This is a genomic window from Enterobacter sp. BNK-22, from assembly GCF_048684805.1.
GTDB classification, from domain to species: Bacteria; Pseudomonadota; Gammaproteobacteria; order Enterobacterales; family Enterobacteriaceae; genus Enterobacter; species Enterobacter quasiroggenkampii.
Window position 1 is genome coordinate 3,047,709 of record NZ_JBLQTT010000001.1, and the last position, 25,233, is coordinate 3,072,941.

The 25,233-nt window shown below is 57.2% G+C and carries 21 protein-coding genes; 10 read left to right on the plus strand and 11 right to left on the minus strand.

The window, feature by feature from the left end; translation table 11 throughout:
- Positions 1–43: 43 nt before the first annotated feature.
- Positions 44–400, plus strand: coding sequence for a helix-turn-helix domain-containing protein (locus ACMGGE_RS14415; protein ID WP_024907284.1), 357 nt, complete (start codon positions 44–46; stop codon positions 398–400).
- Here ACMGGE_RS14415 and ACMGGE_RS14420 read toward each other — a convergent pair.
- The 5 genes from ACMGGE_RS14420 to ytfQ all read right to left on the minus strand — a co-directional run bounded on the left by ACMGGE_RS14420 (position 372) and on the right by ytfQ (position 6,652).
- Positions 372–1,943, minus strand: coding sequence for a methyl-accepting chemotaxis protein (locus ACMGGE_RS14420; protein WP_048027919.1), 1,572 nt, complete (start codon positions 1,941–1,943; stop codon positions 372–374). The genes ACMGGE_RS14415 and ACMGGE_RS14420 overlap by 29 nt on opposite strands.
- A 93-nt stretch (positions 1,944–2,036) precedes the next feature.
- Positions 2,037–3,038 carry a galactofuranose ABC transporter, permease protein YjfF gene (gene yjfF, locus ACMGGE_RS14425; RefSeq protein WP_021240694.1) on the minus strand — a complete coding sequence of 334 codons (1,002 nt, stop codon included), beginning with the start codon at positions 3,036–3,038 and terminating at the stop codon, positions 2,037–2,039.
- Positions 3,025–4,050, minus strand: coding sequence for a galactofuranose ABC transporter, ATP-binding protein YtfT (gene ytfT / locus ACMGGE_RS14430; RefSeq protein WP_262805816.1), 1,026 nt, complete (start codon positions 4,048–4,050; stop codon positions 3,025–3,027). Before ytfT ends, yjfF begins: the two co-directional genes overlap by 14 nt.
- 10 nt (positions 4,051–4,060) lie before the next feature.
- Positions 4,061–5,563 carry a galactofuranose ABC transporter, ATP-binding protein YtfR gene (ytfR, locus tag ACMGGE_RS14435; RefSeq protein WP_334753815.1) on the minus strand — a complete coding sequence of 501 codons (1,503 nt, stop codon included), beginning with the start codon at positions 5,561–5,563 and terminating at the stop codon, positions 4,061–4,063.
- A gap of 132 nt (positions 5,564–5,695) precedes the next feature.
- Positions 5,696–6,652, minus strand: a complete 957-nt coding sequence (gene ytfQ / locus ACMGGE_RS14440; protein WP_014882271.1) for a galactofuranose ABC transporter substrate-binding protein YtfQ — start codon at positions 6,650–6,652, stop codon at positions 5,696–5,698.
- Positions 6,653–6,961: 309 nt separating this feature from the next.
- On the opposite strand from ytfQ, the gene ppa reads away from it, so the two are divergent.
- Positions 6,962–7,492, plus strand: coding sequence for an inorganic diphosphatase (gene ppa, locus ACMGGE_RS14445; protein WP_008501423.1), 531 nt, complete (start codon positions 6,962–6,964; stop codon positions 7,490–7,492).
- 135 nt (positions 7,493–7,627) lie between these two features.
- Here the strand turns inward: ppa and ACMGGE_RS14450 are convergent, their stop codons facing one another.
- From ACMGGE_RS14450 to tamA, 3 genes are read right to left on the minus strand one after another with little or no spacing between them, the layout of a single operon-like run.
- Positions 7,628–7,972: a gamma-glutamylcyclotransferase family protein gene (locus ACMGGE_RS14450; protein ID WP_014830431.1), complete on the minus strand. Its 345-nt coding sequence runs from the start codon at positions 7,970–7,972 to the stop codon at positions 7,628–7,630.
- A 2-nt stretch (positions 7,973–7,974) separates the two neighbouring features.
- Entirely contained in the window at positions 7,975–11,751 is a 3,777-nt protein-coding gene (gene tamB, locus ACMGGE_RS14455; protein WP_420293906.1) for an autotransporter assembly complex protein TamB, read from the minus strand.
- Positions 11,748–13,481 carry an autotransporter assembly complex protein TamA gene (tamA, locus tag ACMGGE_RS14460; protein WP_420293907.1) on the minus strand — a complete coding sequence of 578 codons (1,734 nt, stop codon included), beginning with the start codon at positions 13,479–13,481 and terminating at the stop codon, positions 11,748–11,750. Before tamA ends, tamB begins: the two co-directional genes overlap by 4 nt.
- 224 nt (positions 13,482–13,705) lie before the next feature.
- On the opposite strand from tamA, the gene msrA reads away from it, so the two are divergent.
- Positions 13,706–14,347: a peptide-methionine (S)-S-oxide reductase MsrA gene (gene msrA / locus ACMGGE_RS14465; RefSeq protein ID WP_048027915.1), complete on the plus strand. Its 642-nt coding sequence runs from the start codon at positions 13,706–13,708 to the stop codon at positions 14,345–14,347.
- Here the strand turns inward: msrA and ACMGGE_RS14470 are convergent, their stop codons facing one another.
- The gene (locus ACMGGE_RS14470; RefSeq protein ID WP_048027913.1) at positions 14,348–15,406 is read right to left on the minus strand and encodes a LacI family DNA-binding transcriptional regulator; all 1,059 of its coding nucleotides are present in this window, start codon (positions 15,404–15,406) and stop codon (positions 14,348–14,350) included. It abuts the gene before it with no gap.
- A 192-nt stretch (positions 15,407–15,598) separates the two neighbouring features.
- Between ACMGGE_RS14470 and ACMGGE_RS14475 the strand changes: the two genes are divergently transcribed.
- The 6 genes from ACMGGE_RS14475 (at position 15,599) to ACMGGE_RS14500 (ending at position 23,209) form a co-directional block, all read left to right on the plus strand.
- Complete coding sequence (locus tag ACMGGE_RS14475; RefSeq protein WP_048225344.1) at positions 15,599–16,750, plus strand: Gfo/Idh/MocA family protein; 1,152 nt, start codon at positions 15,599–15,601, stop codon at positions 16,748–16,750.
- A 16-nt stretch (positions 16,751–16,766) separates the two neighbouring features.
- Positions 16,767–17,936 carry a Gfo/Idh/MocA family protein gene (locus ACMGGE_RS14480; RefSeq protein ID WP_048225340.1) on the plus strand — a complete coding sequence of 390 codons (1,170 nt, stop codon included), beginning with the start codon at positions 16,767–16,769 and terminating at the stop codon, positions 17,934–17,936.
- Between the two features lie 11 nt (positions 17,937–17,947).
- Positions 17,948–19,015: a Gfo/Idh/MocA family protein gene (locus tag ACMGGE_RS14485; RefSeq protein WP_048027907.1), complete on the plus strand. Its 1,068-nt coding sequence runs from the start codon at positions 17,948–17,950 to the stop codon at positions 19,013–19,015.
- Positions 19,016–19,027: 12 nt separating this feature from the next.
- Positions 19,028–20,050: a Gfo/Idh/MocA family protein gene (locus ACMGGE_RS14490; RefSeq protein WP_045908037.1), complete on the plus strand. Its 1,023-nt coding sequence runs from the start codon at positions 19,028–19,030 to the stop codon at positions 20,048–20,050.
- Between the two features lie 79 nt (positions 20,051–20,129).
- Complete coding sequence (locus ACMGGE_RS14495; RefSeq protein ID WP_045908036.1) at positions 20,130–21,677, plus strand: MFS transporter; 1,548 nt, start codon at positions 20,130–20,132, stop codon at positions 21,675–21,677.
- Between the two features lie 194 nt (positions 21,678–21,871).
- On the plus strand, positions 21,872–23,209 hold the full coding sequence (locus ACMGGE_RS14500; protein ID WP_008501429.1) for a hemolysin family protein: 1,338 nt from the start codon (positions 21,872–21,874) through the stop codon (positions 23,207–23,209).
- A 77-nt stretch (positions 23,210–23,286) separates the two neighbouring features.
- Here the strand turns inward: ACMGGE_RS14500 and ACMGGE_RS14505 are convergent, their stop codons facing one another.
- Positions 23,287–23,493 carry a DUF1107 domain-containing protein gene (locus ACMGGE_RS14505; RefSeq protein ID WP_008501430.1) on the minus strand — a complete coding sequence of 69 codons (207 nt, stop codon included), beginning with the start codon at positions 23,491–23,493 and terminating at the stop codon, positions 23,287–23,289.
- 324 nt (positions 23,494–23,817) lie between these two features.
- Here ACMGGE_RS14505 and ACMGGE_RS14510 point away from each other — a divergent pair, with 324 nt between their 5' ends.
- Complete coding sequence (locus ACMGGE_RS14510; RefSeq protein WP_023617831.1) at positions 23,818–24,375, plus strand: YtfJ family protein; 558 nt, start codon at positions 23,818–23,820, stop codon at positions 24,373–24,375.
- On the opposite strand, the gene cysQ is transcribed toward ACMGGE_RS14510, so the two are convergent.
- Entirely contained in the window at positions 24,369–25,109 is a 741-nt protein-coding gene (gene cysQ / locus ACMGGE_RS14515) for a 3'(2'),5'-bisphosphate nucleotidase CysQ (RefSeq protein WP_420293908.1), read from the minus strand. The two genes, ACMGGE_RS14510 and cysQ, sit on opposite strands and share 7 nt — an antisense overlap.
- Positions 25,110–25,233 lie beyond the last annotated feature (124 nt).

A 25,233-nucleotide genomic window follows, 5' to 3' on the forward strand; every position in this document is an offset into this window, starting at 1 on the left:
TTTCCATAACAGTTTGACAGATATTTCGTGGAGCAGAATCGCAATGAAAAATTATTCCCGTGCTAATACCGGTATTGATTTAAATCTTATCCCTGTATTTATTGAAATCGTCCGCTGCGGCAGCATGGCAAAGGCCTCTTTGCGTCTGGAGATGTCCCGTCCCGCGGTGAGTCTGGCATTAAAGCGTTTTAATCAACTCTTTGATGAGCCGTTATTTTTCCGTAAAGGTTTATATCTTGAACCGACTGAAAAAGCGTTAGCCTTAACCAGCTCGCTGGAAATATTAATGGGTGAAATTCACGATAATATCGGGGCGCTTAATTCCGGAAGGAATAAAACCCCGGCACAGAACGTACCGGGGCTGGGTAATATTATGCCGCGTTCTGAGTCGTCACTTTGAATGATGACATGGCTTCCATCAGCTGACGCGACTGCTCCTCAAGGGAGCGGGTCGCGGCGGAGGATTGCTGCACCAGCGCCGCATTCTGCTGCGCGGTTTCGTCCATCTGGTTCACCGCAATATTCACCTGCTCAATGCCGCGGCTCTGCTCATGAGACGCGGTCGCAATCTCACGCATCAGTTTGGTCATACGCAGCACTTCGGTTGCGATCTCGTCCATCGTTTCGCCAGCCTGCTGGGCCAACTCGCTGCCCTCGTTAACGTGGGTCTGAGAGTCGCCGATAAGCGTTCGAATCTCTTTCGCCGCGTCGGCGCTGCGGCTGGCAAGGTTGCGCACCTCGCCCGCGACGACGGCAAAACCGCGCCCCTGCTCGCCCGCACGCGCCGCTTCCACGGAGGCGTTAAGCGCCAGAATATTGGTCTGGAAGGCAATGCCGTCGATGACGCTCAGGATGTCAGCGATACGCGCCGAACTGCCGGAGATATCGCGCATTTTTTCAATCACGTAGCAGACCATTTCACTGCCGTGATCGGCCGTGTCGGACACCGATTTCGCCAGCTGGTGCGCCTGCTCGGCGTTATCGGCGTTGAGCTTCACCGTCGCGGTGATCTGTTCCATGCTGGCCGCGGTCTGCTCCAGCGACGTGGCGGTGGATTCCGTACGCTCGGCGAGATCGCGGTTTCCCAGCGTCAGCTCGCGGCTGCCGGTGTCAATCTGCGCGCTGGCATCGCGTACCCGCAGAACCGAGTTCATCAGCGACTGACGCATCTCCTCTATCACCGCGTTAAGGCGGTTAAACTCCTGGCTCGCGGGTGCAGCCAGCGTATGGGTTAAATCGCCCGCTGCTACATTCTCCAGTTGAGCAATCGACGCCGAGAGCGGCTTGAGCAGCATATGGCGCAGCGCCAGCCAGGCCAGCACAATAATGCCCGCCGTCAGCAGCGCCGCCACGATAATCAGGATCAGGACGCGGGTTTTGCTCGCCTGCACGGCACTCACTTCCGCCAGACCTCGCGCTTCGCTCCATTTCTGAAACGCCTGCATGTCATTATCGAACGTTGACGCCAGCGGGATCAGCGTCTTCTCCAGCAGATCGTAATACCCGTCCGCGCTCTGGTCATTGAGGGTTTTCAGCATCGGGTTGATCCCCTGCTGGGTATACGCCCCCAGGCTGGCCGCCACCTTATTGAGCAGCTGTTGCCCCTGCTCGTCAGCCACGCCGCCGTCGATCACGCCCTTCAGCGTTTTCTGGGCCAGAGCGACTTCCTGGTTGATGTTTTTTACCGCGTTGGCCGCATCGTCCAGCATGCCGATTTCCATCATGCGAACGGCCTGCCCCGCTTCATTGCGCGCGCGCAGGATCAGCGTGTAGCCTGAATTAAGCTGCACCATTTGCTCACCCTGAAGGTGATTAATACGCTGCAGCGAAGAAGAACTCTGTGTGAGGGCATAAATGCCAATGCCGCTGACAATCAGCAGCAGAAGGGTCATAACGGCCAGTAAAGAGAGCAAGCCGGTACGAATCGATAGCGTTTTCAGCATGATATTATTTCCGGTAGCGAGATATTTCTGGGCATAAAAAAAGAGTATCGGCCGCTACCGGAAAATGTTTAGACTTTAAGCAAATTCAGCGTGTTATCGCTCTGTTACCGATGTGTTTACGCGAGTAACAGGCGAGCTTTGACGGTTCTCCCAGAGCACCGTCAGACCACGCTGTAGGGCAATAAAAATAAACAGCAGAATGCCGATGGCGATCTTCGTCCACCAGGAGCTGAGCGTGCCGTCAAAGTTGATATAGGTTTGTATCAGCCCCTGAATCGCCACGCCGAACAGCGTCCCCAGCACCGTCCCCACGCCGCCGCTGAGCAGCGTACCGCCGATGACCACAGAAGCAATCGCATCCAGCTCAACGCCCACGCCTGCGAGGGCATAGCCCGCCTGGGTGTATACCGAGAAGACGATACCCGCCAGCGTCGCCAGGCCGGTCGAGAGCATATAGATGCGGATGGTGGTGCTGCGGGTCGAGATCCCCATCAGGTTGGCCGACGTGGCGTTGCCGCCAATGGCGTAAACCTGATTGCCAAACCGGGTACGGTGAGCAAGGAAGATGCCAATGACGACCACGCCCAGCATCAGCAGCCCCATCGCGCTCAGGCGGCCGCCGCCGGGGATCTTCCACGCCAGGCTGGAGAGCGTGTCGTACACCGGATGGTTAATCGGGATCGACTCTTCCGACACCAGGTAGCTCACCCCACGGAGGAAGAACATTCCCGCGAGGGTAATAATAAACGCCGGAATCTTTAACGCGTCGATCAGCAGCCCCATAAAGGCGCCAAACGCGCAGCCCATCACCAGCACCAGCGGAAACGCCACCAGCGGTGAGATGCCCCAGAAGCCGATCGCCTTTGCGAGAAATACGCCCGTAAACGCGATCACCGAGCCGACGGAGAGGTCGATCCCGCCGGAGAGGATCACAAAGGTCATGCCGACGGCGATGATGCCTAAAAAGGCGTTATCGGTCAGGATATTGCAGATCACGCGCGTCGAGGCAAAGCCGGGGAACTGCGTCAGACAGTAGAGGTAGCCCAGCACAAACACGCCCAGCGTGATCATTAGCGGTAAATTACGTTTTATCATGGCCACGGATCCCCTTAATGATGCTGACAAAGCGCGGCGACTGGACGATCAGCACGCAGAGCACGACCACCGCTTTCACCACCTGGTTGAGTTCCGGCTGGAAACCGGAGAGCAGGATCCCGGTGTTCATGCCCTGAATGATCAGCGCGCCGATCACCGAGAGCAGCAGGTTAAAGCGTCCGCCCATCAGCGACCCGCCGCCGATGACCACCGCCAGGATCGCATCCAGCTCCAGCCAGAGCCCGGCGTTGTTGGCATCGGCTCCGCGGATATCCGCCGCGACGATCACCCCGGCGATGGCAGCGCAGATACCGCTCAGCACGTAGGTCAGCATCACCATCAGCCGCGTGTTGACCCCGGCGTTGCGCGCGGCGCGGATGTTGATCCCGACGGCCTCAATGAACATGCCCAGTGCCGTTTTGCGGGTGAAAAGCCAGAACACCACTAACGTCACCAGGGCAATAATCACCGGCGTCGGGAAGAACAGAAGGTTGCCGCTGCCGAGCCACGCCAGGCTCGGTGAGTTGAAGGTAACAATCTGGCCGGAGGTAATCAGCTGCGCGACGCCGCGCCCGGCCACCATTAAAATCAGCGTGGCGACAAAGGGCTGGATTTTCAGGACCGCCACCAGAATGCCGTTCCATAACCCGGCCAGCACGCCGGTACCTAAGGCTGCCAGCAGGACCACCGGCAGGCTGTGCCCGGCCACGGTCATGGAGGCGGCCGTGGCCCCGGCGATAGCCATCACCGCGCCGACGGAGAGGTCAATCCCGCCGGTGGCAATCACCAGCGTCATCCCGATGGCCAGCAGCGCCACGGGCGCGGCACGGTTTAAAATGTCTATCGGGCTGCCAAACAGGCGGCCATCCTGCACGATGATCTGGAAGAAATGCGGGGCAACCAGGCTATCAACCAGCAGTACCACCAGCAGCGCCGCGATTTGCGGCGTGCCGGTTGGCCAGCTGAAGCGGCGCTTTGTCTCACCGGTTTGCGAAAGCGAACGGGACATCACGATTCACTCCTTATGCCGCGATGGCATTCATGATCGCCGGAACGGACAGCTTATCCAGCGGGATCTCTGTCACCTGTTTACGATCGCGCATGATGATGACGCGATCGGCATAGCCCACCAGCTCTTCCAGCTCGGACGAAATGACCAGCAGCGCCAGACCATCAGCGCACAGGGTCTCGATAAGCCGGATAATTTCGGCGTGCGCCCCCACGTCAATGCCGCGGGTCGGTTCGTCGAGGATCAGGAACTGGGGTTTGGTCAGCAGCCAGCGCGACAGCAGCACTTTCTGCTGGTTACCGCCGGAGAGAAATTCAATGGGCTGTTCCGCGCTCGGGGTGCGAATGCCGAGCTGGCGGATAAAGCGTTCGGCAATGGCGTTCTGCTCTTTACGAGGGATCGGCCTCAGCCAGCCGCGCTGGGCCTGTAGCGCCAGAATGATATTTTCCCGCACCGAGGCCGCGGCAATAATGCCGTCCGTTTTCCGGTCCTCCGGGCAGAAGCCGACGCCGAGACAGGAGGCCTGATGCGGCGATCGCAGGGTTTGCGGTTTGCCCTTGATCAGCGCGCTGCCGCTGTCGGCGGGCTTGATCCCGAAGATCACCTCGGCGGTCTCGGTTCGACCCGAGCCTAACAGGCCCGCCAGCCCGACAATTTCGCCTGGCCGCACCTCAAGGTTAAACGGCGAGATGACCCCTTTTTTACCGTAATCGCTGAACGCGGCGACCGGCTTCTCGCTCAGCAGCGTGCGGCCCGCGCGCTGAAGGGCGTTGGTCTCCAGCTCGCGGCCCAGCATCATTTTGACCAGCTCGATCTGCGGCAGCTCGCGGGTTTCGCGGCAGCCGACAAAGCTGCCGTTGCGCAGCACCGTAATGCGATCGCTTACCTCATACACCTGATCGAGGAAGTGGGTAACGAAGATCAGGCTGACGCCCTGATCGCGCAGCTGGCGCATCAGGGTAAAGAGCATCTCCACCTCCTGGGTATCGAGGCTGGCGGTGGGTTCGTCGAGGATCAGCACCTTTGCGGAGAGATCGATCGCGCGACAAATGGCGACGATCTGCTGCATCGCCACGGAAAAGCGGTTCAGCGGCTCGCGGACGTCGAGGGAGAAGCCGTAGGATTCCATCAGCTTTGTCGCCCGCGCCTCCATCTCTTTACGGCGCAGCAGGCCAAAGCGTCGTGGCTCTCGGCCAATAAACAGGTTATCCGCCACCGACATATTCGGCAGCAGGTTCACTTCCTGATAGACCGTCCCGATCCCCAGCTGCTGGGCATGGGCGGTGTTTTTGGGTGAAATGGCGTTGCCTTCCAGCCAGATGGTGCCGCGGTCAGCGTGATAAACACCGGTCAGGGATTTAATCAGCGTCGATTTTCCCGCGCCGTTTTCGCCCAGCAGCGCCATGATCTCCCCGCGCCGCAGGCTGAAATCAACGTTATCCAGCGCCTTTACGCCGGGGAAGAATTTACTCAAGCCCTCTGTGCGGAGGATTTCCTGGTGTTGTTCAGTGGTCATGGTTTCCCCCTCACCCTGACCCTCTCCCCGGAGGGGAGAGGGGATTGATCGTGCCAGTTGTTAATATCCAGCTCCGCCCTGCCTTTCTCCCTCTCCCCTCCGGGGAGAGGGCTGGGGTGAGGGGCGCGGGTCTTAGTAGCCCATATTTTTCTTCTTCTCTAACTCTTCTTTCGCCGTATCAGGCAGATAGAGCGTGGACTTGGTGACCGTCACTTTCTCCGGCATCGTGCCGTCTTTCTTGAATTTCTCCAGCGCGTCGAATGCCGGGCCCGCCATGTTCGGCGTCAGCTCCACGCTGGCGTTGGCTTCGCCGTCGATCATCGCTTTGTAGATGTCCGGCACGCCGTCGATAGAGCCGGTGAGGATATCTTTGCCCGGCTTCAGGCCCGCTTCTTTAATGGCCTGAATCGCACCGATCACCATGTCATCGTTGTGGGCGTAAACCATGCAGATGTTCTTGCCGTTGTTTTCAGCCTTAATGAAGCTCTCCATGACCTCTTTACCTTTGCTGCGGGTAAAGTCGCCGGACTGAGAGCGGATAATCTTGATGTTTGGCGCTTTCGCGATGGCTTCAGCAAAGCCTTTTTTACGGTCGATGGCCACGCTCGCCCCGACGGTACCCTGCAGCTCAACGACGTTACACGGCTTGCCGTCGACCTGTTTTACCAGCCAGTCACCAATTAACTGCCCTTCCAGCACGTTATTGGCCGTCACGGTGGTCATATAGAGAGATTTGTCTTTGACGTCGATGGAACGATCGAGGAGGAAGACCGGGATCTCAGCGTCTTTCGCTTCCTTCAGGACGGGTTCCCAGCCGGTCGCCACGACGGGGGCAATAAAGATGGCATCCACGCCCTGGGCGATAAAGGAGCGCACGGCTTTGATCTGATTCTCTTGTTTTTGCTGACCATCGGCGATTTTCAGGGTAATACCGCGTTTCTGAGCTTCGCTTTTCGCCACGTTGGTTTCTGCCGCTCGCCAGCCAGATTCAGAGCCGACTTGCGAAAAACCTACGGTTAAGGGAGCGGCCATCGCCATAGACGACATGGCTGCCGAAACGGCTGTGACCAGGAGTAAGCGCTTCCACATATGAACGTCCTCGTAGGGTGAGTTATTGTTGGTTAAAAGATGTTCTGCGGAATGACTATAGCCCATGAAATATGTAACGAATTGCGTTACATCACACTTCAGAAAAGTGAATAAAACGTTAATCACAAGTTTGTAATCGCTTTCATTTCTCCATGAAAAATGCGGCTGAGTTTATGGATTTTTCTGTCATGGAATCGGTCTGAAAAGTGGGAATAACGTGGAGAGAAGGCGAAAACAGGCGGAGACATTCAGCGCGAGTTGGCTATAATACCTGCCACTTGTTTACCATCCATTTTAAAGGACACCGACATGAGCTTACTCAACGTCCCAGCGGGTAAAGAACTGCCAGAAGACATCTACGTAGTTATCGAAATCCCGGCTAACGCAGATCCGATCAAATACGAAGTGGACAAAGAGAGCGGCGCCCTGTTCGTAGACCGTTTCATGTCTACCGCGATGTTCTATCCGTGCAACTACGGTTACATCAACCACACCCTGTCTCTGGACGGTGACCCGGTTGACGTGCTGGTCCCAACGCCATACCCACTGCAGCCAGGCGCAGTGATTCGCTGCCGTCCCGTTGGCGTGCTGAAAATGACCGACGAATCCGGTGAAGATGCGAAGCTGGTTGCGGTACCGCACACCAAGCTGAGCAAAGAATACGATCACATCAAAGATGTGAACGACCTGCCAGAACTGCTGAAAGCGCAGATCACTCACTTCTTCGAGCACTACAAAGACCTCGAAAAAGGCAAGTGGGTTAAAGTTGACGGCTGGGACAACGCAGAAGCAGCGAAAGCGGAAATCATCGCCTCTTTCGAACGCGCTGCTAAGAAGTAATTCTTACTGCCGATTAAAAAAAGCCCCGCATGCCGGGGCTTTTTTGTGGCTGGAACATGCAGGCCGGGTAAGCGCAGCGCCACCCCGCAAGAGGCGTAAAAAAACAACGCCACCTCACGGTGGCGTTGTTTTTTTTCAGTACTGGTCTCTGTCTAACCAGTTACCGCTTACAATCCGCGTTAACCCTTCGACCGGACGCTGGTAGACATACATCCACGCACTTCCGTACGGCGTCTGGATCAACTGGCGCGCGTATTCACCGCCCCTGGTGCGCAAGGCATCAAGTTCGGCAAGTGTCGCGTTATCAATACGATAAACTTCACCCTGTACTGTTCCTTCGCCGGGAACCGCGCCTGGATAGTGGCCCAGGCTGTACAACTGGTAGTTCTCGATATTGTAATTCCCCAGCAGCAGGGCATTGGTCATCCAGTGACTGTTGCCTTGCTTGGTTCGTAAACTGCCGTAGACAAATATTCGCATTGCTAAAACTCAAACTGATAGAGCAGATCAAGTGCCTGGTCTACGCCGGACACTGCTTCCAGATATAGCTTAGGCATCAGGCGATAGCGTAACGTGAGTGTTGCCAGTGAGTCAAAGATCCCCACACCATATTTTACCTGCAGACCCGGCAGTACATAGCCGCTGACCACCACCTGCGAGGAGTCACCCACGCCCTGGGTGTCCAGCGCCAGATTGCTTACGCCGAACGTCTCGCCGATTTTACCCACAACCTGCCCACTTTGTGCAACCCCCAGCCCCACTAACATCGAGGTCATCGCCGCACTGTCGCTCTGACCGCTGTCGAGACCTTGTCCACGCAGCAGGTAAGAGAGAGCTTCCTGCTGGGACATCGCTGGGTCAGAGAAGATCTCCGCCTTCGGTTCGTCAGCAGAACCGGTGACGCGTACCCCAGCAATGACGTCGTTTTCCGTCGCTTCCGGGTTACGAATCGCTTCGATGTTCAGCAGGGGCTGATCCGGTGGACCGGAGAACAGCAGCTCGCCTTTACGGACAATCAGATCCTGACCATAAGCGTGGAAACGCCCTTCAGGAATATTGATTTGCCCGTTCAGGCCAAGCCCTTGTTTATCCTGCGCCACCTTCAGGTCGCCCGTAAGCCTCGCCTTCAGCCCAAACGCATCCAACCGCACGTTATTCCCCACGTGCACGATAAGGTTACTATTAATCGGTATGCCAGCGCTCTTCTGTTCGACAGGTTTCAGATTTTCATTGAGCATAACTTCATCACTTGAGACGCCGACCGCACTTTCCGGCACATCGTGAACCACGATGCGCGCCCACGGCACGTCGACGCGACCGTCAAGCGTGAAGAGGCTTGGCGTGGCTTCAAAGACCACATCAGGCGAGACGTCCAGACGCACCATCGGCGGTACGGTGATGCGCACCTTACTGCCTTTCGCGGCAATACGGGCGCGCCAGTTATCGAGCTGGCTCCAGTCCGCGTCGCCGCTTAGGTTGATTTGTCCTTGCTGCGTCAGTACCGAGCCGCTTAGCGTCGAGCTCATGCCGTTGAAGTTCATGGCGATCTGGCTGGGCTGCATGTCAAACGGCATAAAGTTGCCGTCAATATCCACGCCGCTGAGCCGCAGTTGGCCGAACAGCTGAGGGTTTTGCGCATTGCCCGCCAGACGCAGGTTGGCATTCACCATGCCCTCGGCTTTTTCCCCGCGTGCGAAAATCGGGTTCACCATCGCCAGGTTGAAGTTGCGGATAGTGACGTTGCCGCCCAGATTTCGCCGTCCCTGTGGGTCGGTAATTTGAACCTTCCCGTCAAACTGACCGTTATTGGTGAGGCGAATCAGCCACCCCAGCTCCGCACGGTTGTTATGCAGGTCCGCGCTCAGGTTCAGGGTGTCGAAGGCCACCGGCAGCGGCGCGTCATTCACCTCCTGCGTCACCTTCACGTTACGCCCGGACAGCGTGACGCTACCCTGCGGCAGCCCCTCTTTGGTGGTGTCCCAGGCGACATCGGCTTTCCCACTGAAGACGCCGCTCGCCTGCGTGGTATCCGGCATAAACGGTTTTAGCATCGCCAGATCGAAGCGGTTGAGGTTGATCTGCGCGCGCCCTTCCGCGCCCGCATCGATGGTCTGCGGCACGCACAGTTCCGCATTCGGGTTGGTCCAGCAGTGCGGCCCAATGCTGATCTTCTGCTCGGCGTTGCGGTAGTCCAGAGCAATGGCGCGCGACAGCGCCAGCGGCCCGACCGGCGTATTGAAACGGGTGTTATCCAGCGTCCCTTTCCAGCGCGCCTGTTTGCGGTCGAAGCTGCCGGTCAGGTGAAGCTGGCCGGAGACTGGCTCGCCCTGCACCCGCAGCTGGAGGTCGTGCTGCTTCTCGTTCCCTTTCGCGTCCAGGGTGACCAGGCTGATGTTCACGTCCGGCTGGGAAATACGCTCCACGCGCAGGTTCAGGTTACCGCCGATCTGGTCGGTGGATTTCACATCCCCTTCCACGCGGACGCGGGCAACGCTTAGCTCTTGCCAGCGCAGGTTATTGGCGGTGATATCCGCCAGCAGCTGCGGTGCGTCTACCGTGCCGCGCACCTTCACGAGTCCTTTCGCCGTACCGCCAAGCCCCGGCAGGGCGTTATCCAGATTCGGCGCGTCGATGGTGGCATCCAGATTAAGATCTTTCACCCCCAGCTCGCCTTTGATATCCGCCGTGTTGCGCCCCAGGGCCACGTGCAGGCCCGGGATAACCCACTGCAGATAACTGTTGCCTTTCACCGAGCCTTCAACGTTTACCTTGTTCTGCTTCACGTTCCCGGTGAGCTTGATCTCCGGCACGTCCATCTGCCACGTGCCGCCGTACAGGCTGCCGCGGGTTTTGATCAGACCATCGAGCTTCGACGGCCAGTCCGGCACCTCTTTGGCGGTGTTAATGCCCGTCAGCTTCAGCTCGCCGCGCCAGCTGATCGCCTGCTGCCAGTCGAGCAGCGCGGTCAGCTCGGTTTTACCTTCCAGCGCCGCGACGGTCAGCTTGTCGAGGTTGACCTGCTGTTCGTTGCCCTTCGCATCCAGGGTGATGTTCGCGGGCGGCACGCCCTGCCCCTTCACCGCGGTGCGGAACGAGAGCGTGTAGTCGGTCATCTTGCCGCTCAGCTTCAGCTTCAGGTCATCGGCCTGGAACTGCTTTTCGCCGGTGAACGGCCAGGAAAGCTGCTTGCTGACAACCTCAAGATTGAGCGGCAGCCCGGCTTCCGCCAGCTGGGTTTGCGCACGCAGCGCCATGTCCACCGGACCGGAGAGATTCACGCCAACATCGAGCTTATCGCGCAGCGCCCCGCCCACCTTGACCTTCACTTTCTCGCCTTTCAGCGGGTCGATGTTCAGGGTGCTATTCAGCGTGATATCCACCGGCCAGCTGTCGCGAAGCAGGGCATTACCTGACGCATTCACCGAGCCCTGGTTGGTGTCGATATCCAGCGCGTCGAGCTTCATGTTGCCGTCAATGCTGCTGACCTTCAGCAGCATGTTATAGACCGTCAGGTCGGTATCGCCCGTCAGACGCAGCTGTTCGCCTTTGAATTCCTCAATGTTAAGGTTCAGCGGCAGATGAACGTCGGTCATTTCCGGCAGCACTGGCTTCGAGAAGAGGTCTTTCAGCGTTTCGCCCAGCGGCTTCTCTTCCGGCTGCGGGTTCTGGATCTTCGGCTCGACGATCTCTTCCTGCGCCACGTCGGCCACTTTCGGCAGTGCGATCAATAAGCCCTGCAGGGACGTTGGCGTCAGGGTGAGGTTTTTCTCCTGCCAGCGCAGGCCGGAGGTGAAATCCATCACGGACACGGTGGTGTCGTCGATTTTGATATTGATGTTATCGAGCGCGACCCGATAAAGCGCGATCGGGTACGGCGTGGAGAGATTCAGCGGGCCGCTGTCCTCTTCTTCAACCGGCGCAGACTTCGGCATTTTCTTCGAGTCTATCGCCACGTTGACATCTTTTAGCGACAGATCGTTGACGCAGAGCTTGCTGTCCCGCAAACAGCCCAGCTTCACCGCCAGGTGAAACTCCCCGGCGTTAACCGCCACGCCCGGCTGCTCATAGCGAATGTTCTTCAGGCGCAGGTCGCGCCAGCCGCCCGTCACCTGGCCAATTTCCAGCCCCGGCACCCAGCGGTTCGCGGCGTTAAACAGCAGATGCAGCCCGGTCGTCGTTCCTACCAGAAACGCCACCGTCCCGAGCAGCAGCACAATAAAGATCAGCACTCCGAGGCTTATTTTCTTCCATAAACTCATAATTCAGGCCCCAGACCGATGTAAAACTGTAATCCGTGTTCATCTTTGTCACCCACCGGCACGGCGAAATCGAGCTTAATAGGCCCGACGGGTGACTGCCAGCGTACGCCGACGCCCGCGCCGGTTTTAAAGTCGCTGCGGCGGATATCGTTCACCGCTTCACCGCCGTCAACAAACATGGCGCCCCACCACTTTCCGCTGACGTTGTACTGGTACTCCAGCGAGCCCGTCGCCAGTTTTGACGCACCGGTCAGCTGGCCCTTTTCGTTCTCAGGTGAGATCGATTTGTACTTATACCCGCGTATGCTGCGGTCGCCCCCGGCGAAGAAGCGCAGATCCGGCGGAACGCGCTCGAAATCGCCCGTTTCAATCCAGCCGAGATTGCCTCGCATCACAAAGCGATGTTTGTCGTACAGCGTGCGGATCCAGACGTTTTGCGCCTGAAAGACGGAGAAGTCCACGTCGGAGCCCCAGGCGGTGTTGGAATAATCGATGGAGTAGCGCTGTGAGTCGCCCCAGGTCGGCATCAGGCCCCCGCGCGAGCGGGTGCGGCTGATCATCACCCCCGGATAAAGCAGCATAGTGGTGTTGGTGACGTTAGCCTGGGTAAAGTGATCGAGGCTCCAGCGCAGGTTAATGGCGCGCTGCCAGCCGCTGGAGAGATCCCAGAAGCGGGAGACCGCAAGCGTCGTCGAGTCCTGCTCGGTGTCGTTCAAATCGGTGCGCTTAAAACCGCCCTGCAGAAGGTAATACTGCTCAAGCGGATTTTTCAGCAGCGGCATTTTGTAGCTGAAATCCAGCTGCTGCTCAGGCGCAGAGAGGCTCAGGCTGGTGGTCAGGCTGTGGCCGTACGAGTTCACCCACGGTTTTTTCCACGAGGTTTTCACCCGTGGCCCCACGTCCGTCGAGTAGCCCACACCGGTCTCAATGGTGTTCTCGGTGCGCGGCGAAACAACGCCATGCAGCGGCAACACCTTGGTTTTGCGTGACTTAGCAAATTCCGGTGCGACAACCACGGAGTTAAACCAGCCGGTAGCGGAGAGGCGTCGGTTCAGCTCTCCGAGGTCGCTCGACTGGTAGTAGTCCCCTTTTTTGAAGGGCACGAGGTTTTGCAGGTACTCTTCACGAATTTGCGAACCTTCGAACGTCACGTCGCCAAAGCGGTAACGTTCTCCGCTGTCGTAGTCGATATCCCAGAAGGCCTGACGTCGCGCCAGCGCAATGCCCAGTTGGCTTTTGTTGAACTGGCTGTCAAAGTAGCCCTTACGCAGGGAAACGCTGGTCAGCTCTTTTTTGAAATGGTCGTAGTCGCCGTGATTAAGCACGGTACCGATTTTCGGCCGCGTGCTGAGCAGGTCCAGGTAATCCCGGTCGGTACGCGCCCCGCCGCGCAGGATAACGTTCGTGCCACCAATCAACACCGGCTCGCCCGGCGAAACGCGGGCAATAAGCACCTGGCGCCCCTTCTTTGGAGGCGGACGGAGGTCAAAATCAATGGTGGGTTCGTAATAACCCAGCGCTTTCAGCCCCTCGCGGATCGCATCATCGACACGCGCGCGAAAACGCCGGTCCGGCGTCACCTCATCACTCTGGATGGTCGATAACTGCGCACGTACGTTTTTTTGTAGCGCCCCGGATAACCCCTCAACCTGCAAACGGACATTCGCCGCGCTGGCAATCCCGCTTGTCAGCAACACACTGACTAAACATAACTGGCGGATTTTTGTCACGTTTTCTCCTGAATATCCCTGTTTCCACCCTGGAAGCAAATGAAGTGCCGCTCCGCGGCAAAATACGGCCTGTTGGCCAAAAACCCGAATCGCGGGTTGAAAATGGGTGTAACACCCAAATATTTCTTATGATTAAATCTAGTCTCATTCAGCGCATTTATTGTGTTCAATTAAACGCTTCGTGACAACCTTAACTGAAACATCGCACCCCGGGAGGCCCCATCGTGAGTTTATTCGACAAAAAGCATCTGGTTTCACAAGCAGATGCATTACCGGGACGCAACACCCCTATGCCTGTAGCGACCTTACACGCCGTCAATGGCCATTCCATGACCAACGTGCCGGATGGCATGGAAATCGCCCTGTTCGCCATGGGCTGCTTCTGGGGCGTTGAGCGCCTCTTCTGGCAGCTGCCCGGCGTTTACAGCACGGCAGCCGGCTACACGGGCGGTTACACGCCGAATCCAACCTACCGCGAAGTCTGCTCCGGCGAAACCGGCCATGCGGAAGCGGTACGCGTGGTCTATGACCCTGCGGTAATCAGCTACGAACAGCTTCTGCAGGTCTTCTGGGAGAATCACGACCCGGCGCAGGGCATGCGTCAGGGCAACGATCACGGCACGCAGTACCGCTCGGCTATCTATCCGCTCACGCCTGAGCAGGATGCCGCCGCGCGCGCCAGCCTGGAGCGTTTCCAGCAGGCCATGCGTGAAGCGGGCGATACGCGCGAGGTGACCACGGAAATCGCGACGGCGAAACCGTTCTACTACGCCGAGGACGATCACCAGCAGTATCTGCATAAAAACCCGTACGGCTACTGCGGCATCGGAGGCATCGGCGTTTGCCTGCCGCCACAGCTGGCCTGATCACTGATCCAGCGCCACGCGAGCCGCGTGGCGCGTGGCATTGCTGACCGAGCCGTAATCCATCACTTTGCCCTGCAACAGCAGGTTAAAGACCGGTGCCTGCGGTCGGTTGAGCCGCGTTTGCAGCAGGTGAACGGCCTCAATTCCCAGCTCGCGGCAGGGCACCGTCACGCCCGTGACCGGTTTTTCCAGACGGTGCGCTAAATTCCATGCAAAATCGGTCGTGATAAGCGAAATGTCTTCCGGAATCCGCAGCCCGTGTCGCGTCAACGCCCTTACCACCCCTTCCGTCATGCTGGTACTGTTCGGGAAAATCACCTCCGGCCACTGCGAGCGGTCATGATTCACTAACCACGCATCCAGCGCCTGCTCGGCCTCTTCTGCGGTAAACCACTCCGTCACGAGCAAATCGCGCTGGGGATCGAAGGCGACATGAAAATGACGGTACGCCTCTTTGATACCGTCCAGACGCGCGTACAGCGTATCCCGCCGCAGGCAGGTGAGCGTGAGCACGCGGCGATGCCCCTGCTCGAAAAGGTACTGCATGGTGGTGAAGCCGATCGCCCGGTGATCGGGTGACACGGAATCCAGTACCCGATCCCGGTCAACGGAATTAATTAACACGCAGGGCTTATTCAGGGTGCTTGCCAGTTTAAATATGGTGGAATCATCAGTGCCAATAATAATTATCGCGTTAATATTCTTATGGCTGGCCTTTTCCATAAAGACTTTCACATCGGCGTGCTGCTCTTCTAAACCACAGCACGTGACCCACACATTATGCCGCGCGCAGGCTTCAGCAATTCCTTTCGTCACTTCCAGATAAAAAATATCCCCGCGTCCCTGAAAGGTTCTTTCCGGTGCAAAAACAGCGATACCGTTAATGAGCAGTCTTCCGCTCGCCATAGACTCCAGCACACCGAGCTCCCGCGCGGTGCGAACGATCGCCTCCCTGGCTTTATCGCTGGTGTAAGACTTGCCGCTTAATACCCGCGAAACCGTGCTGACGGAATAGCCCGTCAGAGCCGCAATTTCCTCCATTTTTAACTTGCCCGGCATAGTGTGACCTCGCTCTCATTCAGTTTTTGCAAATATTTGCAGAAACAGTCCTTTGATTTTAAAACCAAATTTCAAAACGCCTGGAGATTACTTAATCACCTTGCGAGTATTCTCACAAAAACACATTGTCGCTACCGCTCCCCTTTCCTATTTTCCGGTCATCACTCATTTCAACTGAAATTAAGGTGTGACATGGAGAAGGTACGTTTTGGCATTATTGGAATAGGTAATATCGGTACGGTCCACGCGCGTTATTTACTGGCGGGTACGGTCAGCGACGCCTGCCTTGCCGCAGTTTGTGATAATGCGCCGGAAAAGCATCCGGCCATTCGCCAGCTGGTCGGCACCCTCCCCGTGTTCAGCGACGCGCAGGAGATGCTCCAGAGCGGGCTTATCGACGCGGTGATTGTCGCTACGCCCCACTACGAGCATCCGCGCCTGTCGATGCTGGCGATGCGCAACGGCATCCACACCCTGTGTGAAAAACCGGCGGGCGTGTATACCGCCCAGGTACAGGAGATGAACGCCTGCGCCCAGGCGTGCGATGTGGTGTTCGGCATTATGTACAACCAGCGCCCGAACCCGCTCTACCAGAAGGTGAAAGATCTGATCGACAGCGGCGAGCTGGGTGAGATCCGCCGCTCCAACTGGATCATCACCAACTGGTATCGCTCGCAGAGCTATTACAACTCCGGCGGCTGGCGCGCCACCTGGAAAGGAGAAGGCGGCGGCGTGCTGCTCAACCAGGACCCGCACCAGCTCGATCTCTGGCAGTGGCTGGTCGGTATGCCGGTCCGTCTGCGCGCGTTCTGCCAGTTCGGCAAGCATCGCGATATCGAAGTGGAAGACGACGTCACCGCCTATGCCGAGTATGCCAACGGTGCGACGGGCGTGTTCATCACCACCGTGGCGGAAACGCCGGGAACCAACCGGCTGGAAATCGTCGGCGATCGCGGCAAGGTGGTCGTCGAAGAGGGCAAGCTGCGCTACTGGCGGCTGCGGGAATCTGAAACCGCCTTCAATGCCCGCTGGCAGAACGGTTTTGGTGAGCCTGAATGCTGGGAGGTCACGCTTCCCGTGGCCCCGGAATGCAGCGAACACCACGTCATTACCGCCAACTTCTGTGCCGCCATCCTGCGCGGCGAGCCGCTCATTGCGCCGGGTCTGGAAGGGATCCACGGGTTGACGCTCTCCAACGCCATGCACCTCTCCACCTGGACGGACGACTGGGTCGAGTTCCCGCTCAACGAAAAACAGTATCTGCGCCTGCTTCAACAACGCATCAGCACCTCAGTGGCTAAAGAGACAGCCAGCGTCACGCTGGACGCCTCAGGCACCTGGTAACTCCGGAGAAGAATCAATGTTAAATGTCGCTATTGTGGGAACAGGGAATATCTCGCACAACCATATTCAGGGCTATTTGCAGTTTGGCCAACGCTGCCGGATCGTCGCGCTGGTTGATATTTATCCGGAAAAAGCCCACGAGAAAAAAGCGCGCTACGGCCTGACGGACGCCCGCGTGTATGACAGCCACCAGCAGATGCTGGCGTCAGAACCGGATATCGATATCGTCGACGTCTGCACGCCGCCCTACGTCCACGCAGAGATCAGCATTGATGCCCTGAACGCGGGCTGCCACGTGCTGTGCGAAAAACCGATGGCCGCCTCGCTGGAGGAGTGCGACGCGATGATCGCCGCACAAAAGGCCAGCGGAAAAATGCTCTCCATCATTGCCCAAAACCGCTTTACCGATGCCTTCTGGCGCTTAAAAGCAGCGCTGGATTCGGAGCTTGCGGGCAAGGTTTGCCACGCGCAGGTGGACTCCTTCTGGTGGCGCGGACACTGCTACTACGACCTGTGGTGGCGCGGCACCTGGGAAAAAGAGGGCGGCGGCTGCACCCTTAACCACGCGGTTCACCACATCGACGCCATTCAGTGGATGCTGGGCTTTCCGTCCGAGGTGGTGGCGATGATGACCAACGTGGCGCACGACAACGCTGAAGTCGAAGACCTTAGCGCCGCGATCTTCAAATACCCCAGCGGTGCGCTCACCCAGCTTACCGCCTCGGTCGTGCACCACGGGGAAGATCAGAAAATCATTATTCAGGGTGAGAAGGCGCGCATCTCCGCGCCGTGGCAGGCCTTTGCCAGCGTCAGCGCCGATAACGGCTTCCCGCAGGAAACCCACGACCAGCAGCGCGAAGCGCAGCTCGACGCGGTGTTTAAGCAGACGCCGAAGCTCGAGTGGACGCTGCACGCCGGGCAGATTAATGACCTGCTTTCTGCCATCGAGCACGGCACGGCACCGTTAGTGGATGGGTTACAGGGCAAACGCTCGCTGGAGCTGATCGCTGCGATCTATAAATCCGCCATTACCCGCACCGTGGTCTCGCTGCCGATTCAGCGCGACGACCCGTTTTACCGTACCGGCGGGACGAGCGCCCTTGCTCCCCGTTTTTATGAAAAATCCGCAAGCGTCGCCAACTTCAGCGAAGTGGGTGCGATTCCCCTTGGCAAAGACCTGGATTAAGGAGTGACACCATGAACAAAAATGACGGAATGAACTACGCGCCGGTGGGTAAACCTCAGCCGGTCGTCCGCGAGGGGGAGTTTGTTTTTGCCGCTGCCGCGCTCGACCACGGCCATATCTACGGCATGAGTAACGGCCTGATTGAAGCCGGGGCCACGCTGAAGTGGGTGTACGACCCCGATCCGGCAAAAGTGGATAAATTTATCCAGCAATACCCGCAGGTCAACGTGGCGGAGTCGCTGGAGGTGATTCTCAACGACGACGAAGTGCGTCTGGTGGCCGGTGCGGCTATCCCGTCAGAGCGCTGCGCGCTGGGGCTGAAAGCGATGGCGGCCGGCAAGGACTACTTCACGGATAAAGCCCCGCTCACCACCCTTGAACAGCTGGCGGATGCCAAAGCGATGGTTGAGAAAACCGGCCGGAAATACGCCGTGTACTACAGCGAACGTCTCCACGTGGAGAGCGCGGTGTTTGCCGGACAGCTGGTGCAGCAGGGGGCCATTGGCCGCGTCGTCCAAACCCTGGGGACAGGCCCGCACCGGGAAGGGACCGGCCGCCCGGACTGGTTCTACGATCGTCGCTACTTCGGCGGCATTCTGTGCGACATCGGCAGCCACCAGATTGAGCAATTTCTGTTTTATACGGGCAACCGTAACGCCACCGTGGTCGCCAGTCAGGCACGCAATTTCAACCATCCGCAGCATCCGGCATTTGAAGATTTCGGCGACGCAACAATCAGGGGCGAAAACGGCGCCAGCGGTTATTTCCGCTGCGACTGGTTCACCCCCGACGGACTCTCAACCTGGGGCGATGGACGTCTGACGCTGCTCGGCACCGACGGGTATATCGAGATCCGCAAATATGTCGATCTCACCCGCGGCGAGCAGGACGTGGTTTATCTCGTCAATAAAGAGGGGGAATTCCGCTATCCGGTCGCCGGACAGGTCGGGTTCCCGTTCTTTGGCGAACTGATCCTCGACTGTCTGCATCGTACCGAAAACGCCATGACGCAGGCGCACGCCTTCAAAGCGGCCGAGCTCTGCGTGAAGGCCCAGATGCTGGCCAACGCGACGGAATAACGGGAGGCGACAATGACGATCCTGAACACGGCGGTTATCGGTGCCGGAGCGATTCACGGCTGCCATGTGAATGCGTTGCGCCTGCTCCCCAACGTCGCGCTACGCGCGCTGGTCGACATCGACAGCGTCAAAGGGCTGGAGTTGGCAATGCGCTATCAGTGCCGCTTCTATCAGGATTACCGGGAAATGCTGCTGGATGATGCCATCGACGTGGTCCACATCTGCACGCCGCATTTCGAGCATAAAAGCATGATCCTGGCGGCGCTCGCCGCCGGGAAACATGTTTTCTGCGAAAAACCGGTGGGCATGAACAGCAGCGAACTCGTAGATATCACCCGCGCCGCCGAACAGGCGTCGGGTCTGCTCGGCGTGTGCTACCAGAACCGCCTCAACCCCACCAGCCTGCGCATTCGCCAGATGCTGGAGGACGGCGGGCTGGGAAAAATGCTCAGCATTAAGGCCGTGCTGACGTGGTCACGCTCGGGCGCGTACTACACCGAAAGCCCGTGGCGCGGGCGGCTGGCAACGGAAGGTGGCAGCCTGCTGATCAACCAGGCCATTCATACCCTCGACCTGATGCAGTGGTTTGCCGGTGGCGTAACGCGCGTGAAAGGCGTGGTGGACAGCGGCGAGCTGGCGGACGTGACCGAAGGGGAAGACAGCGCAATGGCCACGCTGCACTTTGCCAACGGCGCGCGCGGCCTGTTTTACGCCAGCAACTGCAATACCACCGATTCCCCACTTCTGATGGAGATCCACTGCGAACAGGGCTCGCTGCTGCTGAATAACAACGTGCTCTGGTGCATCACCCGCGGCGAGCGCCTCAGGCTGGCCAGCGATGACTCTCCCGACGGCTCGGTCAAAAGCTACTGGGGGCTGGGGCACGAACAGGCGATCCGCAGGTTTTATCACGCCATCACCCACCCGGGGCACACGGATTACACCAACATCCGTGAAGCCGGACATTCACTCACGCTTGTGGAGGCTATTTACCGCTCATCTCAATTAAGACAATGGATAGATATCAATAACTAGAACGTAATTTGTATTCCAGCACTCATTAAAAAAACGACCCGGAAAACGGGTTAATCATTACCCTACACTGGATATTATTATGGTCAAACCAACTGAACGTAGAGTGGGTTATGGCGTAGCGCTCGGCTACGGCGTAACCGATCTTTTTGGCGGAGGCGCTTTCGCCATTATCGGCACCTGGCTGTTATTTTTTTACACCACCTATTGCGGACTCTCGGTCATTGAAGCGGGATCGATATTCGCCATTGCCCGCGTGATTGATGCGCTATTAAGCCCGATAATGGGTTATATCACCGATAACTTCGGGGATACCTGGCTCGGGCGTAAATTTGGCCGTCGCCGCTTCTTTTTATTACTCAGTTCACCGCTCATGTTTTTGTATGCCCTGTTATGGCTGACGGACATGGGCTACTGGTACTACCTGGGCACCTACCTCTCTATTGAGCTGCTGTCGGCGATGGTGCTGGTCCCCTGGGAGACCCTGGCGGCTGAAATGACGAACCGGTATGAAGAGCGTAGCCGCCTGTCCGGCGTGCGGATGATCTGCTCCCAGCTGGGCGGTTTTCTTGCGGTATCCGTCCCCGGGGTGATTATGCAGTTCACGGGGAAAGATAATCCGTTTACCTATACCCTCACCGGGCTGATATTTTCCTGCGTGTTCTGCCTTGCGGTATTTATTACCTGGTACACCACCTGGGAAGCGAAGGATGTGCAGCAGGAATCCAGTTTTAAAGTGGATAACCAGCGCAGCGGCGGGCTACTGAATCACCTGAAATATCTGGTGCTGGATCTCTTTTCCTCCTTCCGTATCCGCGCGTTCCGCCTGCATATTATTATTTATATCTTTTCGTTCACGGCGATGGACGTGTTCGGTTCGGTGTTTACCTATTATGTCGTGTACTGTCTGAGCCAGGATGCGGCTGCGGTATCCGGCTGGCTGAGCATTGCGGCCTTCGCCTCGGTACCCGGCACCTATGGGTTTATGCTGTTGCTGAACCGGCTGAACGTCACGCCGTCTGCTGCCCTGCGGCTCTCCTACGGCTGTATCTTCCTGGTGCTGGCCTTCCTGTTTACGGTCTACCTCACCAAAACGCAGGTACCGACGCTGCTGTTCTCCGCGGTCTTTATTCTGCTCGGTGCCGCCCGCTCTGGCCTCTACTATATTCCGTGGAATATCTACAGCTTCATTCCGGATATTGACGAGATGGTGACCCAGCAGCGCCGCGAAGGAATTTTTGCCGGGGTGATGGTCCTGACCCGCAAGAGCACCGTGGCGATTGCCATCATGATTATTGGCCTGGTGCTGCAGGAATCCGGCTTTGTGAAGGGCAGCGGCGCGCAGCCTGAAAGCGCGCTGGGGGCGATTATCGGCCTGATGATCTTCGCAACGGCAGCCCTGCTGGCGGTAAGCTTCTTCACCACCTACAGGTTCAAGCTCACCCGTGAGACGCACAAGCTGCTCCTCAAGGAGATTGCGCGCCGTAAGCTGGGTGGCGATTACCGCGACTGCGACGCCAGCACCCGCGTGGTGATTAAGCAACTCACGGGCTATGAATACGATCAGGTATGGGGAGGCGATGCCACCCGTCGGGCGGTGGGCGATGTCCGCCTGTCTACCGTGAAATAACGCGATGTACCGGACAGCGCCCGCTGTCCGGTCTGTTTTATGCCAAAAATGTGACCTCTGGCAGATTTACATCTCTTTACGCTATACTACCCGCTGAAATAATCGGCTCAACGCTACGAGCTGGTGTTCAATGTGTTTCCACACAAATGGTATCAACTCCCCTTCTGAGGATCTGGCGAGAAGCCGGATAAACTATGTTAAACAGTATTTTAGTAATACTTTGTCTGATTGCCGTCAGTGCATTTTTCTCGATATCCGAGATCTCGCTGGCCGCGTCCCGTAAAATCAAACTGAAGCTGCTTGCCGACGAAGGCAACATCAACGCCTCACGCATTCTCAAAATGCAGGAAAATCCCGGTACGTTCTTTACCGTGGTGCAAATTGGTCTGAACGCGGTCGCCATTCTCGGCGGTATCGTGGGCGATGCGGCGTTTTCCCCGGCGTTTTATAGCCTCTTTGCGCAGTACATGTCCGCCGAACTGGCCGAACAGCTGAGCTTTATCCTCTCCTTCTCGCTGGTGACCGGGCTGTTCATCCTCTTCGCCGACCTGACCCCGAAACGCATCGGTATGATTGCGCCAGAAGCTGTGGCTTTGCGTATCATCAACCCGATGCGCTTCTGCCTGTTCGTGTTCCGCCCGCTGGTGTGGTTCTTCAACGGCCTGGCAAACGTCATTTTCCGCATCTTTAAGCTACCGATGGTGCGTAAAGACGACATCACCTCTGACGATATTTATGCGGTCGTGGAAGCCGGCGCGCTGGCCGGGGTGCTGCGCAAGCAGGAACATGAGCTGATTGAGAACGTATTCGAACTGGAATCCCGTACCGTGCCCTCTTCCATGACGGGCCGTGAAAGCATTATCTGGTTCGATTTACATGAAGATGAGCAGAGCCTGAAGAACAAAGTGGCGCAGCATCCACACTCTAAGTTCCTGGTCTGTAATGAAGATATCGACCACATCATCGGTTACGTCGACTCCAAAGACCTGCTGAACCGCGTGCTGGCGAACCAGAGCCTGGCGCTGAACAGCGGCGTGCAGATCCGCAATACCCTGATTGTGCCGGACACCCTGACGCTCTCAGAAGCGCTGGAAAGTTTCAAAACCGCCGGGGAAGACTTCGCGGTGATCATGAACGAATATGCGCTGGTGGTGGGTATTATCACCCTCAACGACGTCATGACCACGCTGATGGGCGACCTGGTAGGCCAGGGGCTGGAAGAGCAGATTGTTCAGCGTGACGATAATTCATGGCTGATTGATGGCGGCACGCCGATTGAAGACGTGATGCGCGTGCTGGATATCGACGAGTTCCCGCAGTCCGGAAACTACGAGACCATCGGCGGCTTTATGATGTTTATGCTGCGTAAAATCCCGAAACGCACCGACTCGGTGAAGTTCTCCGGCTACAAGTTTGAGGTGGTGGATATTGATAACTACCGCATCGACCAGCTGCTGGTGACGCGTATCGACAACAAACCGACCGTACTGGTGCCGAAGCTGCCGGATGCGGAAGAGAAGGTGTCGGCGTAACGTTCTGGCCCCCACAAACATCAACGGCTCCCATCGGGAGCCGTCTTTTTATCTACTACTACTGCATAGCACGTTGGTTAAGCCATCTCAGTTTGCAGACGCATAACCTGACGGTTGACTTCGGACATCACAGACAGGTGCTGTTTGTCCTTCACTTTTGGGACAAGGATTTTGCCCTTATCAAACTCAAAAGCGCCAACATCCTTGATGTACAACCGTCCACGGAACAGGATCTTCACGTACTTCGCCACCTGAAGCGGGTTGTAGCGTTGGAAAATTTTCATTCTTGTATCTCCTGCGAATCATACGCTCTTGCGGTGCCACAATCGGCCCGACTGTCCTGAGCGCAAATTTTAATGCCCAATGACTATAGACCAGAACTACGGTGTTACCCAGTGTGCATAAGTTTATTTACCGTTTGATTACAATTATTCAGAATAATCTTTGCAAAGCGTGACTGAGCGCAGTATAAGCCGTCGTTTTTTCATGGATATGTGCGTTCACCCGCAAACTGGCATCGGGATTGCGGGAAAACCACATTGATCGCACTTATCATTAAAAGCGTATGACCAAGTGGTCGGATCACCTGCAAACAATAAGGAAACGCCATGACCCTACGTAATATCCTTGCAGCAGCCTGCCTGCTGCTGCCCCTGTGGGCGAGTGCTCACAACATTGAAAAAGGACAACGTGTACCGCCAGTCGGCATTGCTGACCGGGGAGAATTGATTCTCGACAATGATAAGTTTAGCTACAAAGCCTGGAATAGCGCGCAACTCGCGGGCAAAGTGAGAGTTGTACAACATATTGCCGGTCGTACATCTGCAAAAGAGAAAAATGCCAGCCTGGTGGAAGCAATCAAGGCCGCAAAATTCCCTCACGACCGCTACCAGACCACCACGATCGTGAATACCGATGACGCCATTCCGGGCTCCGGGATGTTTGTGCGCTCAAGCCTTGAGAGCAATAAAAAGCTCTATCCGTGGTCACAGTTTATCGTCGACAGCAACGGCGTCACCCGTAAGGCCTGGCAGCTGGAGGAAGAGAGCTCCGCGATTATCGTGCTGGATAAAGAAGGTCGCGTGCAGTGGGTGAAAGACGGGGCGCTGACCCAGGAAGAGGTGCAGCAGGTTGTCGACCTGCTGCATAAGCTGCTGGCTCAATAAATAGAGACGCGGAAGCCGGGGTTGAGGAAGGATTCGCGCGGGGTGTAGTCCAGCGGCTTGCCCTGCCAGTCATGAACATGCGCCCCGGCGGCCGCAGCAACGGCATGCCCGGCGGCGGTATCCCAGACGTTCGTCGGCCCAAATCGGGGATAGAGCTGAGCCTGTCCTTCCGCCACCAGGCAGAATTTCAGCGATGAGCCAATCGAGGTGGTCTGGTGTTCACCCAACTGCTGCAGGTACTCCTGCAGCTCGCTGTCGCTGTGCGAGCGGCTAATCACCACCAGCGGCGGACGCGCATCGCGCACCTGGATCTGCTTGCGCACGCCGCACTCTTCTTTCCACGACTTCCCTTCTGCAGCACTGTACATCACCTTCATGACCGGCGCGTAGACCACGCCCAGCACCGCTTTACCCTTCTCAATAAGGGCGATATTGACGGTGAATTCACCGTTGCGCTTGATGAACTCTTTTGTCCCGTCCAGGGGGTCAACCAGCCAGTAACGCTGCCAGTGCTGGCGTTCGTCCCAGCTTTGCGGCGCTTCTTCTGACAGGACGGGGATGTCCGGCGTTAAGGCCTGTAACCCTTTCAGGATCACCTTATGCGCCGCGATATCTGCCGCCGTGACCGGAGAGTCGTCCGCTTTGCTGACGACCTCCATAGGTTTAATACCGTCATACACCTGCATGATGGCATCTCCCGCATCCCGTGCGAGCTGACAAATTTTATCTAGCATTTTCCACCTCTTTGTTAACGCAGTGAGGTTAACTCTTTGTTTTAGTTATATCGTAATGTGAACAATTCCGCTATCTGTGAAGCAATTCCGGTTTCAGGTTACATTTTTCTGTCAGGATTCACAT

What these genes read in the sequence shown, in the direction of transcription:
- ACMGGE_RS14480 (WP_048225340.1), top strand. Translation starts at nt 16,767, where the DNA reads ATGTTAAATGTCGCTATTGTGGGAACAGGGAATATCTCGCACAACCAT.
- ACMGGE_RS14505 (WP_008501430.1), bottom strand. Translation starts at nt 23,493, where the DNA reads ATGAAAATTTTCCAACGCTACAACCCGCTTCAGGTGGCGAAGTACGTG.
- ACMGGE_RS14415 (WP_024907284.1), top strand. Translation starts at nt 44, where the DNA reads ATGAAAAATTATTCCCGTGCTAATACCGGTATTGATTTAAATCTTATC.
- ytfR (WP_334753815.1), bottom strand. Translation starts at nt 5,563, where the DNA reads ATGACCACTGAACAACACCAGGAAATCCTCCGCACAGAGGGCTTGAGT.
- tamB (WP_420293906.1), bottom strand. Translation starts at nt 11,751, where the DNA reads ATGAGTTTATGGAAGAAAATAAGCCTCGGAGTGCTGATCTTTATTGTG.
- ACMGGE_RS14420 (WP_048027919.1), bottom strand. Translation starts at nt 1,943, where the DNA reads ATGCTGAAAACGCTATCGATTCGTACCGGCTTGCTCTCTTTACTGGCC.
- ACMGGE_RS14500 (WP_008501429.1), top strand. Translation starts at nt 21,872, where the DNA reads ATGTTAAACAGTATTTTAGTAATACTTTGTCTGATTGCCGTCAGTGCA.
- ACMGGE_RS14475 (WP_048225344.1), top strand. Translation starts at nt 15,599, where the DNA reads ATGGAGAAGGTACGTTTTGGCATTATTGGAATAGGTAATATCGGTACG.
- ACMGGE_RS14450 (WP_014830431.1), bottom strand. Translation starts at nt 7,972, where the DNA reads ATGCGAATATTTGTCTACGGCAGTTTACGAACCAAGCAAGGCAACAGT.
- ACMGGE_RS14485 (WP_048027907.1), top strand. Translation starts at nt 17,948, where the DNA reads ATGAACAAAAATGACGGAATGAACTACGCGCCGGTGGGTAAACCTCAG.
- ACMGGE_RS14490 (WP_045908037.1), top strand. Translation starts at nt 19,028, where the DNA reads ATGACGATCCTGAACACGGCGGTTATCGGTGCCGGAGCGATTCACGGC.
- cysQ (WP_420293908.1), bottom strand. Translation starts at nt 25,109, where the DNA reads ATGCTAGATAAAATTTGTCAGCTCGCACGGGATGCGGGAGATGCCATC.
- ACMGGE_RS14510 (WP_023617831.1), top strand. Translation starts at nt 23,818, where the DNA reads ATGACCCTACGTAATATCCTTGCAGCAGCCTGCCTGCTGCTGCCCCTG.
- ACMGGE_RS14470 (WP_048027913.1), bottom strand. Translation starts at nt 15,406, where the DNA reads ATGCCGGGCAAGTTAAAAATGGAGGAAATTGCGGCTCTGACGGGCTAT.
- yjfF (WP_021240694.1), bottom strand. Translation starts at nt 3,038, where the DNA reads ATGATAAAACGTAATTTACCGCTAATGATCACGCTGGGCGTGTTTGTG.
- ACMGGE_RS14495 (WP_045908036.1), top strand. Translation starts at nt 20,130, where the DNA reads ATGGTCAAACCAACTGAACGTAGAGTGGGTTATGGCGTAGCGCTCGGC.
- ppa (WP_008501423.1), top strand. Translation starts at nt 6,962, where the DNA reads ATGAGCTTACTCAACGTCCCAGCGGGTAAAGAACTGCCAGAAGACATC.
- ytfQ (WP_014882271.1), bottom strand. Translation starts at nt 6,652, where the DNA reads ATGTGGAAGCGCTTACTCCTGGTCACAGCCGTTTCGGCAGCCATGTCG.